The organism is Paenibacillus radicis (ex Gao et al. 2016) (assembly GCF_014641555.1).
Taxonomy (GTDB): Bacteria; Bacillota; Bacilli; order Paenibacillales; family Paenibacillaceae; genus Pristimantibacillus; species Pristimantibacillus radicis.
On record NZ_BMHY01000006.1, the window covers coordinates 229,455 to 242,777 of the forward strand.

Sequence of the window (13,323 nt, forward strand, 5' to 3'; positions counted from 1 at the left end):
GCGTCTGCGGACGACCTCGCGCATTGTCTCGTAGTCATCGGGTCCCTGAACCGTCTTGATCTTATACTTGCGGTACTCTTTCTTGTCGGCTTTGCCGTCAGTGAAGACAACCATCGCAGATACCGGATTCGTCCCCTGAATGTTCGAGTTATCGAACGCTTCGATCCGGCGAACCTCCGGCAGCCCCAGCCAGCCGGCAAGCGCTTCGGAAGCTTTCACACTGCGTTCCTCATCCCGCTCGATTAGCCGGAACTTATCGGACAGCATAATTTTCGCATTGTCGATGGCCATCGACACCACTTCGCTTTTGCGGCCGCGCTGCGGCATTAACACTTTAACCTTAAGCCAGTTATGCAGTGAAGACATCACTTCATCGGCATATTCCGCCTCAACAGCCTCCTCCCCTTCAGCAGTCGTCGTTGCGGCCTCCACTACGGCTGCGGATGCCGGCGGCTGCGGCAGGAAAATCTGCTTCGGCAAAGCCGGATTATCGCTGTAATATTGGGTCACGAACGTCATGAAATCTTCGTATTCCTCGCCGTAGTACGGGAATGTCGTTCCCCGGCGTTCGATCAGCTTGCCTTGGCGCATGTACAGAATTTGTACGCACATCCAGCCCTTCTCCACCGCATAACCAAAAATATCGCGGTCGAGGGCGTCCGCCATCGTAATCTTCTGCTTCTCGATAACGGCATCGATCGCTACAATCTGATCACGGTACTCCTTAGCCCGTTCGAATTCGAGCTGCTCCGCTGCCGCGGCCATTTTACGCTCCAGATCCTGTTTGACCACATCATGGCCGCCGTTCAGAAATTTCGTAATTTCTTGAATCATGGAATCATAAGTGTTTTGCTCCACCTCAAACTCACAAGGCGCGATGCATTGCCCGAGATGATAATAAAGACAAACCTTATCGGGCAGCGTATTGCACTTGCGCAAAGGATATAGCCGGTCCAGCAGCTTTTTCGTTTGCTGAGCCGCGAAGGCGTTAGGATATGGACCGAAATATTTGCCTTTGTCCTTGATAACCCGTCTTGTCACTTCGAGGCGGGGATGAGCTTCATGCGTTATTTTAATATAAGGAAAGTTTTTATCATCCTTCAGCAGCACGTTATAGCGCGGATGATGCTGCTTGATTAGATTACATTCCAGAATAAGTGCTTCCATGTTGCTTGCGGTCACGATAAAATCGAAATCGCGTATTTCCGATACAAGGCGCTGCGTCTTGCCGTTATGGCTTCCGTTAAAATACGAGCGAACGCGGTTTTTCAGCACCTTTGCCTTCCCGACATAAATGATGGTTCCTTCGCTATTTCGCATTAAGTAACAGCCCGGCTGGTCGGGCAGCAGCGCCAGTTTGTTGCGTATTCGTTCTGCGGCGACGGCTCTGGCATTGTCGCTGCTTTGTAATTGCTCGTCCATGCTGCCCCTCCCTTTCAGATCATATGTTCCATTTTAGCACATTCGAAGGTCAGTTCGCCTTAATTTGTCACTCTTATTGCTTTACAATTATTCGGAAAGTTGGGTATACTAGATGAAGCTGAATGTGTTCAAGGGAGGCGTCATCAATGGAAAATGTGAGAGATCCGCGCGAGCATTATAATGAAGAACCGCGCGACGATTTGATGGATGTTGTGTTCGGCTTTGGCGGCATGCTTGGTGTTATGACTGTCATTTTCGCTGTAGCGGTAATCGTCAAATTCGTTATTTCTTAATGGAAAAGCAAGCGAATATGGTCATTACATAAGCGCTTCTATTCAAAAAAAGCTCCGTTCGGATGATCCGAACGGAGCTTTTTTTATGGAAGGAAATGCTGCTATTGAACCGCGCGCAGTGCTTCACTGCTGTTATTCCCGCTCACCGCTGCATTCCCGCTATTGGCATTATCGCGGTTTCTTGCCTGAGGCTCGTGGTTCGTTTGTTTGTGGGAAGGCTGATCGAAACGGGTACGCTCCGTCCGGTCAATCTGAACGATCCGGCCGTCATGCACCGTGATGTTAACCGATCCATACTGCAAGCCGTTTACTTGATCGACGATTCTCTCCAGCCAAAGTTGATCCAATTCCAATGGTTTTGCCATCTTCAATCCCTCCATAGTTTACCGATATACTCGGATTTATAGTTGTGGAGAAAGGACTCTCTTCGAGTCCCTCTCAGCATGCTTCTTTTATTCCACGCCGCTTTGCGGACGTCTTGCCGTCTTCCATTCGAATAACGCTTTTACAAGCAGCGTAACAACTGCCAGCATAACCAGCAGTGAAGCTACGGCGAAGGAAGCTGAAAACTGATATTCATTGTACAAAATCTCAATATGCAGCGGCAGCGTGTTCGTCTCGCCCCGAATATGACCGGATACGACCGATACTGCACCAAACTCGCCCATCGCTCTCGCATTGCTCAGAATAACGCCGTACAGCAAACCCCATTTAATATTCGGAACGGTAACCCGCCAAAAGATTTGCCAGCCTTGAGCGCCTAGACTAGCCGCTGCCTCTTCCTCTTGCACGCCTTGCGCCTGCATAAGAGGAATGAGCTCTCTAGCGACAAACGGAACGGTCACGAATATGGTTGCCAGTACAATGCCCGGTAAAGCGAACACGATTTGAATGCCGCGTTCATCCAGCCATGGGCCGAAAAAGCCTTGAGCGCCAAACATCAGCACATAGATCAATCCGGAAATGACTGGCGATACAGCAAACGGCAAATCGATAAGCGTAATAAGAACATTTTTCCCTCTGAATCTGAATTTGCTGATCGCCCAAGCCGCCGCTACACCAAATACAGTATTGAGCGGCACCGCAATGACGGCAACAATCAGCGTCAGCCTGAGCGCCGATAATGCATCAGGCTCTGTAATTGCCGCCCGGTACACCTCAAAGCCCTTCTTAAAGGCTTCGACAAAAATTGAAACTAACGGAAGCAAAACGACGAGTCCGAGAAACAGCAGCGCAACGGTAATTAACACCCATTGTACGCTCCTCGGTTCTGTAATATGCCGGGGTCTCTTCGAGGCTTCTTCCGATAAATGCGCAGTAACCGCTCCAGCCATATGGTTCCCCCTCCTAATCCGCTATCGTCCGGCGGTTGATCCGCCATTGGAAGAAGTTAATAAGCAGCAGCAGCAGGAAAGATACGACCAGCATGACCGTTGCGATCGCCGTAGCGCCCGCATAATCGAATTGCTCCAGCTTTGTCATAATGAGCAGCGGGGCAATTTCTGTCTTAAGCGGCATGTTGCCTGAAATAAATACGACGGAGCCGTATTCGCCGATTCCTCGTGCAAATGCAAGCGCGAACCCTGTTAACAGCGCAGGCATAAGCTCCGGCAAAACGACCTTCCAAAACGTTCGTAAACGATACGCCCCCAGCATGACCGCCGCTTCTTCCGTATCCTTCTCGAAATCCTGCAGTACCGGCTGTACGGTCCGCACGACAAACGGAATGCCGATAAATATAAGAGCGATGGTAATGCCGAGCGGCGTGTACGCAACCTTCAGGCCGATAGGCTCCAGCAGCTTGCCGACCCAGCCGTTAGGCGCATAGATCGCAGTAAGCGCGATGCCTGCAACGGCTGTCGGCAAAGCAAACGGCAGGTCGACAAGGCTGTCGATAATTTTTTTACCCGGAAACCGGTAGCGCACCAGCACCCAAGCGACCAATAATCCAAATACGAGATTAACGAGTGCTGCGCAAAATGCCGTCACGAAGCTTACCCGGTAGGAGGCAAGCACGCGTGGATTTAAAATAATTGCCCAAAACTCGTTCCAGCTAAGACCGGTCGATTTAATGAAGACACCCGCAAGCGGAATCAACACAACCAAGCTGAGGTAGGTAATCGTAAAGCCCATCGACAAGCCGAAGCCCGGCAGCACGTTTTTCGCTTTCGACCTTACCGTCCTGGAACCTTTCATGAGAAGTCAGCTCCAATCGAATTTGATTGCTTCATTATTATTTGCCCGGCGTGTAGATCTTCTCGAATATGCCGCCTGTATTGAAGTGCTTCTCTTGGGCTACTTTCCAGCCGCCGAAATCTTTGTCGATCGTCAGAAGCTCAAGCTCCTTGAACGTATCTTTATATTTCGCGCCGATTGTTTCGTTAATTGGACGGTAGTAGTTTTTAGCCGCAATTTCCTGGCCCTCGTCGGAGTACAGGTATTGCAGATAAGCTTCTGCTACTTCGCGTGTTCCGCGAGCGTCGGCATTTTTGTCGACAATCGCAACCGGAGGCTCAGCCAAGATGCTCAAGCTAGGATATACGATATCGAATTTATCCGGACCCAATTCTTTCACAGAAAGGAATGCTTCATTCTCCCAAGCCAGCAATACGTCGCCGATTCCTTTTTCAACAAAAGTTGTCGTTGCGCCGCGAGCGCCAGTGTCCAGAACAGGTACATGTTTGAACAGCTCTTTAACGAACTCTTGCGCTTTTGCTTCATCCCCATTGTTCTGCTTCAGTGCGTAGCCCCAAGCAGCCAGGTAGTTCCAGCGTGCGCCGCCGGATGTTTGCGGATTCGGCGTAATAACTTCCACTTTATCTTTGATCAGGTCGTTCCAGTCTTTAATGTCTTTCGGGTTGCCTTTGCGAACCAGAAATACGATTGTCGATGTGTAAGGCGAGCTGTTGTGCTCGAATTGCTTCTGCCAGTCTTCACCAAGAAGACCTGGTTCAACGAGCGAGTCAATGTCATAGCCCAGTGCCAGCGTTACAACATCGGCTTTCAATCCGTCGATAACGGCACGCGCTTGCTTGCCAGAACCGCCATGGGATTGTTTTACCGTCACGACTTGACCGGTTTTGTCTTTCCAATATGTTGCAAAAGCTTTATTGTATTCATCGTATAATTCCCGAGTAGGATCGTAGGAAACGTTAAGCAGTTCAACCGGATCTTTAGGCTTCTCTGTATCTTTCGGTGCATCTGTAGCCGTTGAACCCGCTTCTGCTGTCGGAGACGGAGATGCTGTGTTCTTGCCATTACCGTTGGAGCCGCAAGCTGACAGAACCAAACTTAATGCCAGCACTAGTACGAGCGAAAATACCGTTGTACGTTTTTTTCTCATCGTCAATACACCCCTTGTTTTTATGGGCAGATGAATAATCTCGCGGCTCCGGTGGTCCGGTAGTAAAGTATTATTCCTACCTGTTTAGTTGGTTATGGAAGAATTCTACCAGTGTCCGCATGAACCTGTCAATAGAAAATTGGAAATAAATGAGGAAGCTGCCGAATTATTTGTTTTACGCGAGGTGCATTAGCCTCAGAGGTTCAGCTGCATCAAGCTCAGGGGCGCTGCGCGTTTTGGTTCGTGCGGCCATTCTTGATTTCAATTCCCCTCGTTTACTGGAGGATTATTGGATCGAATCTGCAAAAAGTCCGCCCAAACTCAAAACGCTCCGCTTCCCTCATTTGTGCACAATAGCTGCAATATTCAAACAGACAGACAGACAGACAGACAGACAAACAAACAAACAAATAAGACAAACTCGCCCGCCTTAATTCTGGCTCCGGTTCTGGCTCCCGCTCTGCTAAACGCCTTTTCGAGTGCTGTACAGCAAATTCTCCCACTTGATGCTTCGGGAACTAATCAAAATGTAAAAGTACAGGTTGTCCGGCGATTTTTCGGCGATTTATCCCTTCAAAATGCAAATGTGCAGGTTGATTGGCTCAAAACGCCCCAATAAGGCCGAATTGAGCCATTTCAAATGTATTTTTGCATTTTGATGGCTGTTTGGACCCCTTTGAGCGCAAACAAAATGTACTTTTGCATTTTGTTCGAAGTTTAGCCTGATTGGTAACGTTTATGGAGAGGTAATGGGGTGTTGGATCGTTTTCGCAACCGAGAGTTCGAGTACAACGAGAGGAATTAGTTGTTTTCTTTCTCTTGTACGCCAGCATCTTGGATGAGATGACTTTTTAGGTTCTTTTCTTTCCTGGTTCATCACGTATAAGCTACCATAAAACATGGAGAGATCAGCCTGAAACTTCGGCTTCCTGTTTCTGTAATTTCATATGAAAAAGCCCTGCGTTTCTAACAAACGCAGGGCTTCTCCTCTTTTCAAAATGTCTTAAAACTCGCCGCCCAAAGGAAAATGGCACGCCACTTGGCGATCACCGGCTGCTTCCCGAAGCAGCGGCTCCTCCCTGCTGCATCGCTCTTGAGCCGATGGGCAGCGCGGGTGAAAACGGCACCCGGCCGGCGGGTTGGCCGGTGACGGGACATCGCCCTGAAGCACGATCCGCTCCCGCTTCCGGTTCGGGTCGGGGCGCGGAATCGAAGATAGCAGCGCCGCCGTATAGGGATGGAGCGGCTCATCGAACAATACCTCCGTCGGTGATACCTCGACGATTTTTCCCAAGTACATAACGCCGACACGGTCGGAAATATGGCGGACGACATTCAGACCGTGAGCGATGAACAGAAATGTAAGGCCCAGCTCCCGCTGCAGCTTCGTGAGCAGGTTCAATACTTGCGATTGGACCGATACGTCGAGTGCCGATACCGCTTCATCCGCTACGATAAACTCCGGATTGAGCGCAATCGCGCGGGCGATGCCGATCCGTTGACGCTGACCGCCAGAAAACTCATGCGGATAACGGTTGCGCCGTGAGGCATCCAAGCCGACTAACTCCATCAGTTCCACTACTTTACGATCGATTTCCCCCGACCCCAGACGTTCATGCAGCCGAAGCGGCTCTCCAATAATGTCACGGACCAAGAAACGTGGATTCAATGAGCCAAACGGGTCCTGAAAAATAATTTGCATCTGCTTTCTTAACCGGCGAAGCTCCTTCCCGCTAACCTGTTGAACATCGGAGCCGTGAAACATAACCTGTCCCTCTGTCGCCCGCTGAAGATTAAGCACGACGCGGCCAAGCGTCGATTTGCCGCAGCCTGACTCGCCTACCAGCCCAAACGTCTCTCCTTTTCGGATCGACAACGATACCCCGTCCACCGCTTTCACCTGGCCGACGACACGGTTCAGCAGTCCGGTTCGAATCGGAAAATATTTTTTTACATTGTGCAGCTCCAGCAAGTACTCCGAATCCAACGCGTTCATGATATCCTCAGCTCCTCTGCTCCAATTCCTGTCTCCATGCTTCAGAATCACCTCCGCTTGCATACATCCAGCAGGCCGCTTGATGGTCGGAATTTACTTTAAAAACAGGCGGCTCCGTGCTCTTGCAACGCTCCCTCACATGGGGACAGCGAGGATGGAAACGGCAGCCTGTCGGCAGCTGATTCAGACTCGGAATATTGCCCCGGATCGTATAGAGCTCCTCGCCTCTTGCTCCTTCCAAACCCGGTACCGATTGAAGCAGCCCGATCGTATAAGGATGGCTCGGATTCGCGAAAATATCGGCAACAGCGCCTTCCTCCACAATAACCCCTGCGTACATAACGGCGATCCGGTCGCCCATCTCAGCCGCAACGCCCATGTCATGCGTAATGAGCAGAATCGACATGCCCAAATCCTTCTGCAGCTTGCGAAGCAGATCCAATATTTGCGCCTGAACCGTAACATCAAGCGCTGTTGTCGGCTCGTCCGCGATTAGCAGATCGGGATCGCAAGCAAGGGCAATTGCAATAACGACACGCTGACACATCCCTCCCGACAATTCATGGGGATACTGCTTGACCCTCATCTCCGGTGCCGGTATGCCTACCAGTCGCAGCAAATGAACCGCGGTTTTCCAAGCTTCTTTCTTGCTCTTCTTCTGATGAAGCATGACGCTTTCAGCGATTTGATCGCCTACGCTATAGACCGGATTGAGTGCCGACATCGGATCTTGAAAAATCATTGCGATTTTATTGCCCCGAATACGGATCATTTCCTCTTGGCTGCGGCTTGTAAGGTCATCGCCTTTAAACCCGACATCGCCTTCCAGAATGGCACCGCCGCCGTATTCAATCAAGCGCATAACCGCAAGCGAGGTTACGCTTTTACCGCTGCCGGACTCTCCAACTAGACAAACGGTCTCACCCTTGTTCAACGTCAGATTTACCCGATCCGTCGCTTTCACTACGCCGTTATCCGTCTGAAAGCCGACGGTCAGGTTCCGGATTTCGAGAAGCTTTTCCGCCATCTTTCCAGCCTCCTTCCGGTTAACGTCGTATTTTTACGCGGATTTAACGCATCTTGGATACCGTCACCTATGAAATTGACCGCGAGCACGACAATGAGAATGCACAAACCCGGGTAGACGGCTTGCATCGGATCGACAAGCATAAATTCCTGTGCATTGCTAAGCATAAGACCCCAGCTCGTTTGCGGAGCTTTTATTCCCAATCCGAGATAGGAGAGCGCAGATTCGCTTAAAATAGCTCCGCCCACCATCAGAGTTGCGTTCACGATAATCGGAAAGCTTGCGTTGCGCAGCAAATGGCGGAAAATAATGCCCCAGCTGGACACGCCAATTGCCTTGGCCGCTTCTACATATTGCATTTCCCTCAGTTGAAGGAAATTTCCCCGTACCAGGCGCGCAACACTCATCCAGCTTGTCAGAACGAGCACCATAATCAAGTATTTAAACTCCGTCCCGAAAATCGCCAGTACGAGAATGTTCAGAAACAGCAGCGGGATGGAGTTCATCACATCCACAAGCCGCATAAATACCGTATCAACGAAGCCGCCGAAGTAGCCCGATATGGAGCCCACAACGCTTCCTATTAATACAGACCCCAGAGCGACCAAGAATCCGACCAGAAGGGAGACGCGGCTGCTGTACAGCAAACGGGTAAATGTATCACGACCGAGTTCATCGGTTCCCAGCAAATGTCCGTCCGTGCCCGCTTTCAAGTTAGCGGCCAGCAAATCAATTTTTGCGGGGTCATAGCTTGTCAGAAATGGCGCAAACAGACCTACCAGAATAAAAAAACTAAGTACAATCAAACCAGCCATCGCATAAGGATTGCGGCGGAAGGAAGCCCATGCGATACGCCACGGCCCTGGGGGCTTGCGCAGCTGTTTACCCGGCGGCGTATTTGGCTCTAATTTTGCCGGCCGATTGGTTTGTACACGAGAAGATGGAGAGGTCATGCGGCTTTCCCCCCTCTCTTGTTGAGTTGGACACGCGGGTCAACGATCGCATAAAGCACGTCCGCGACAAAGTTTCCTACAATAACGATGACGGCAACAATCATTGTAATTGCCATCAGCACCGAATATTCACGGGCGACCGCCATTTCGACGAACAGACGTCCCATACCCGGCCAGTTGAACACATTTTCTGTCAAAGCCGCACCTGCAACAAGCAAAGGCAAATCAAGCGCCACTACTGTAATAATAGGAATAAGGGCATTGCGCAAGGCATGCTTGTAAATAACGCGCCCCTCCCTAACCCCCTTCGCTCTAGCGGTCCGGATATAGTCCTGATGAAGCACTTCCAGCATGCTTGCACGCGAATATTTGACGTAAGCCGCCAGAAATCCGAGCGTCAGTACCGTAACGGGCAGTATTAAGTGCATCAGAAGATCACCGAGATCGCCTTCCTTGCTCATCGTGTACATATCGGATAAAGGAAGCCAGTCCAACTTGAGCGAAAAAATTTGCTGTAAAATGATTCCGAACCAGAAGGTCGGCATCGCAAAGCCTAAATACGAAATAAATGATGCGCTCTGATCGGACAAGCTGTATACGCGAGTACTGTTGTATATCCCCCATGGAATGGAGATCAGCAGGGTCAGAAACCACGCGGCTCCCATCAGAACGATCGTATTGCTGACAGTGGGCCAAATAATTTGACCTACTGGAATATGGTTTTTGAACGTGTAGCCCAAATCGCCCTGCAGCAAATCGCCTAGCCATCTGAAGTATTGAACCGGAACCGGATCGTATAGGCCAAGATTACGAGCCTGTGTCTCCATCGCTTCGGGTGACAACCCCGGAGAAAGCATAATTTGGAACGGTCCGCCTGGAGCCAGATGGATGAGTGAAAACGTTAAAATCGTAATGAGGATCAATACCAAGACGGATTGCAGCAATCTTCTAATGATGAATTCAGTCATCGCCATCCTCCTGACGAATGCCGCTGGCGGAGTGCCGGGATACCTTCACTTCCCGGCACTCCGCTTCAGGCATACGGATTATACTTCTACATGTGCAGCAATTATTCGGTCAGCCACCATTTGATGATGTGGTAGAAGTATCCCGTCTGATGGGACGGCTCCGGCGCGTCTTCTTCGGCAAAGTTGACCTTTGGCCCGATGCCTTGCGGATTGCCGTATTGGTACAAGAAAATATAAGGAAGATCGGTCGAAATTTCTTTGGCCGCTTGATCATAGATTTTTTTACGCTCGGCTTGAACGACTGTCGAATAGCCGTCAACCCAGAGCTTATCCAGCGTCTCGTTTTTGTACCAGCCGGTATTTTGTCCAGCAGGCGGGAAGTACTTGGAGGAGAAAATACTTTCCGAATCCGGATCCGGATTGCTGAGCTGCCAGCCAAGCAAGATAGCAGGGTATTTGCCCGGTGTAATATTCTGATCAATCCACGTTGCGAAATCCATCGCTCTCGGCTTCACTTCGATGCCGACGTCCTTCAGATTTTGCTGGATAACTTGCGATACCTGCTCGCGGCGGCTATTGCCGGAGTTGTATTGAAGCTCAAAGGAGAACCGTTTGCCGTCCTTCACCAGAATGCCGTCTTTGCCGGCTACCCAGCCGTCCTCGGCAAGCAGCTTCTTCGCTTGTTCGGCGTCATAGTTATAGTTGACCGCTTCAGGACTGTCAGCCCAAGAGCCCGGCATGAACGGCGAATTCATCAGCGCGCCTGAGCCTTTCAGTACATTATCAACCATTCCTTGACGGTTCAACGCATGCGCAATTGCCTGTCTTGCTTTTTGCGAGGCGAATGGCACGAACTTATCCGGGTGGTTGTTCGGATCAAAGTTAAAGCTGACATATTCATAGGAAGATGTCCGGCCAGTAATCAACTTGATTTTATCGTTTTTCTTAACGGCCTCAAGCTGTGTAATCGGAATGGCCAGTGTCGTATCTACGTCGCCTTTGAGAAGCGCTTGAACCTCGGTGTTTTGATCGGCATAAATTTTGTAAACGATCTTCTGGATATTCGGTTTTACTTCGCCCCAATAGTTCGGATCGGCATCAACCGTAATATACTGGGCTGTTTTCCACTCTGTCCATTTCCACGGTCCACTTGTGACCGTTTTGGCCGGATCTTTGCCATAAGGATCTTTTTGCAAATCTTTCGGGTTGATGTCCTTCAAAATATGAGCGGGAACTGGACTTAACATCAAGGAATATTGAAACGGCGCAAACACCTGTTTGAGCGTAATTTTCAAGGTGTAGTCGTCGATTTTTTCAGCTTTATCCACTTTATCCAGCGTTGCAATTCCTGGTGAGCCAACGTCAGGATTAATGGTTGTATTGATGGTATAGATGACGTCATCGGCCGTTATTGGCTGTCCGTCACTCCATTTCGCATTATTTTTCAATTTAATCGTATACGTCTTGCCATCTTCCGATATTTCAGGAAGCTCGGCGGCGAGCGACCAAGGCTCGGCTACGATATTGCCGGAACGGTCCAAGTTATATAGTGCTGCATAAAGAAGGTAGTTGATATCGCCGGACGCGGTATCTTGTAAGAACAATGGGTTGACCGACACGATGTCGCTGAATGTACTGACTGTGAGCGTACCGCCAGCTTTCGGCGTATTGCCGTCGTCCTTAGGCGTTTCCGAGGGAGCGGCAGTAGCTGAATCCGTAGGCTTGGGCGTATCATTAGCGCCTTTGGGTTCATTATTTTTACTTGTGCATCCTGCAAGCAGTACAACAACCATACATAAGGCCAGCAAATATTTCGCTTGTCGACTCATTAATAACATAGCTACCATTCCTCCTAAAAAGTTTTGCGCAGCAAAACTTGCTGCGTAAGGATATGCTTAAGTTTTACGCAGTAAAACTACTACGTAAGGATATGCTTAGTTTTGCGCAGCAAAACTTGCTGCGTAGGCATAAATCCCCGAACGATATTCCGACATAAGTCCTTATTTGTTCAACTATTTTAAATTTTCTGACTATTTTTGTCGTAACTATTGCAATTAGACAAATTCACACCTAATATGGAAATGTTGACAGGCCGGCTTCACTCCGAATTATTAAATAGAAAATTGTTCACCCATTTATGTACAACCCACTTTTGGAACATATTCTCATTCCCTCCTTTTTGAAAAAGTATACTACAATATATTAACGCGGTAAATGGTTAAAGCAATAATTATTTTAACCTTGTAAATATAACAAGACTTACAGTGAGCTGCTGCTCCATAAAAAAGGGACAGTTCAGGGGTAATGCCCCCGATCTGTCCCTTGTCGTATGCAAAAAACTCCGTTACTTCCGTCCGCGTTTATTGTCTCCTGTTACCATAACAACCTGTACGTAAGGCCGAATCCGATCCATCAGCCGCTGGCCTTTATGCCTTTCGTCCCCGTCCTTGCTTGTAAAGCTGAAATGCTGCTCCAGCGCATCAAGACCGTAGTTAGACGTATACAGCGTCGGCTTGCGGTTCATTCTGTAATTCAAAATCGAACCAAGTACATGATCGCGTACCCATGGATTCAAATTTTCCGCGCCGATATCGTCGAAAATGAGTAAATCGGTCTCCTTCATCATCTCGACCGTCTCTCTGAGCTTGCCAGGCTCATGCATCATCGACTTCAAATCCTCGACAAACTCCGGCATATAGACAATCGCTCCGGAAAATCCCGCCTTAGCGAGCTCGTGCAGCAAGTAACACATGAGAAAAGTTTTGCCTGTTCCGAATGTGCCGGCAAGATAAAGCCCCTCCTGTTGCAGTCCCGCTTCCTTCGTACGGACGATATAGTCCAATATTTGATAAGCGGCTTCTGTCCGTTTCGGATCTTTGAACAGAATCTCATCGGCCGAATAGCCGTTTTGCAACGCCGTCTCATCGACGTAAAAGCTGCGTATCCGGCTTTTAATCTGATCCTCGTTGCGCCGCGCAATAAACTTCTTGCAAGAAACCTTGCGGTCGTAAATTTGCGGCTGATCGTTAACGGTCTCGCAGGAAAGCAGCGTATAATGGCCCTCGAAATCATTCGGGCACTTCTCAAGACCCGGACAATTGGTACAGTTGCGATATTCCGTAACATATTGATAAACACGGTTCAAGTTGAGACGAACCGCTTGCTCGTCAAGCTCGGGATGTTTATCCAGCAGTCTTGCAACTAGCGGATCGGCCATCAACTCGGCGAGCTTCTGCTCCGCCTGATCGGTAATTTTTTGCCCCGTCGGCCATGACTTCAACAAATCGCCAAGCGATTCCATTCTCCTTCACCCCGCATCCA

General features: G+C 49.5%; 12 protein-coding genes. 1 reads left to right on the forward strand and 11 read right to left on the reverse strand.

Annotated elements, in window-relative coordinates:
• Positions 1–1,422: excinuclease ABC subunit UvrC (uvrC, locus tag IEX98_RS17360; protein WP_229692239.1), on the reverse strand; the 1,422-nt coding region annotated here is incomplete at its 3' end.
• Positions 1,423–1,568: 146 nt separating this feature from the next.
• On the opposite strand from uvrC, the gene IEX98_RS17365 reads away from it, so the two are divergent.
• Positions 1,569–1,715, forward strand: coding sequence for a YqzM family protein (locus IEX98_RS17365; RefSeq protein ID WP_188890474.1), 147 nt, complete (start codon positions 1,569–1,571; stop codon positions 1,713–1,715).
• Between the two features lie 101 nt (positions 1,716–1,816).
• On the opposite strand, the gene IEX98_RS29220 is transcribed toward IEX98_RS17365, so the two are convergent.
• The 10 genes from IEX98_RS29220 to dnaI all read right to left on the reverse strand — a co-directional run bounded on the left by IEX98_RS29220 (position 1,817) and on the right by dnaI (position 13,303).
• Positions 1,817–2,080 carry a YezD family protein gene (locus IEX98_RS29220; RefSeq protein WP_229692240.1) on the reverse strand — a complete coding sequence of 88 codons (264 nt, stop codon included), beginning with the start codon at positions 2,078–2,080 and terminating at the stop codon, positions 1,817–1,819.
• A gap of 87 nt (positions 2,081–2,167) precedes the next feature.
• Positions 2,168–3,049: a sulfate ABC transporter permease subunit CysW gene (gene cysW, locus IEX98_RS17375; RefSeq protein WP_188890475.1), complete on the reverse strand. Its 882-nt coding sequence runs from the start codon at positions 3,047–3,049 to the stop codon at positions 2,168–2,170.
• Positions 3,050–3,062: 13 nt separating this feature from the next.
• A complete protein-coding gene (cysT, locus tag IEX98_RS17380) occupies positions 3,063–3,911 on the reverse strand; it encodes a sulfate ABC transporter permease subunit CysT (protein WP_042165292.1) in 849 nt (282 codons plus the stop codon).
• 37 nt (positions 3,912–3,948) lie between these two features.
• Positions 3,949–5,058 (reverse strand): sulfate ABC transporter substrate-binding protein, encoded by a 1,110-nt coding sequence (locus tag IEX98_RS17385; RefSeq protein ID WP_188890476.1) that lies wholly within the window; start codon positions 5,056–5,058, stop codon positions 3,949–3,951.
• Positions 5,059–6,061: 1,003 nt separating this feature from the next.
• Entirely contained in the window at positions 6,062–7,054 is a 993-nt protein-coding gene (locus tag IEX98_RS17390; RefSeq protein ID WP_188890477.1) for an ABC transporter ATP-binding protein, read from the reverse strand.
• Between the two features lie 7 nt (positions 7,055–7,061).
• Positions 7,062–8,081 carry an ABC transporter ATP-binding protein gene (locus IEX98_RS17395; RefSeq protein ID WP_188890478.1) on the reverse strand — a complete coding sequence of 340 codons (1,020 nt, stop codon included), beginning with the start codon at positions 8,079–8,081 and terminating at the stop codon, positions 7,062–7,064.
• Positions 8,048–9,034 (reverse strand): ABC transporter permease, encoded by a 987-nt coding sequence (locus tag IEX98_RS17400; protein WP_188890479.1) that lies wholly within the window; start codon positions 9,032–9,034, stop codon positions 8,048–8,050. The genes IEX98_RS17395 and IEX98_RS17400 overlap by 34 nt, the downstream gene beginning before the upstream one ends.
• Positions 9,031–10,002, reverse strand: a complete 972-nt coding sequence (locus IEX98_RS17405; RefSeq protein ID WP_188890480.1) for an ABC transporter permease — start codon at positions 10,000–10,002, stop codon at positions 9,031–9,033. The genes IEX98_RS17400 and IEX98_RS17405 overlap by 4 nt, the downstream gene beginning before the upstream one ends.
• 101 nt (positions 10,003–10,103) lie before the next feature.
• Positions 10,104–11,831 (reverse strand): peptide-binding protein, encoded by a 1,728-nt coding sequence (locus IEX98_RS17410; protein WP_374705360.1) that lies wholly within the window; start codon positions 11,829–11,831, stop codon positions 10,104–10,106.
• 515 nt (positions 11,832–12,346) lie between these two features.
• Positions 12,347–13,303 carry a primosomal protein DnaI gene (gene dnaI, locus IEX98_RS17415; RefSeq protein ID WP_188890482.1) on the reverse strand — a complete coding sequence of 319 codons (957 nt, stop codon included), beginning with the start codon at positions 13,301–13,303 and terminating at the stop codon, positions 12,347–12,349.
• Between the last annotated feature and the right edge of the window lie 20 nt (positions 13,304–13,323).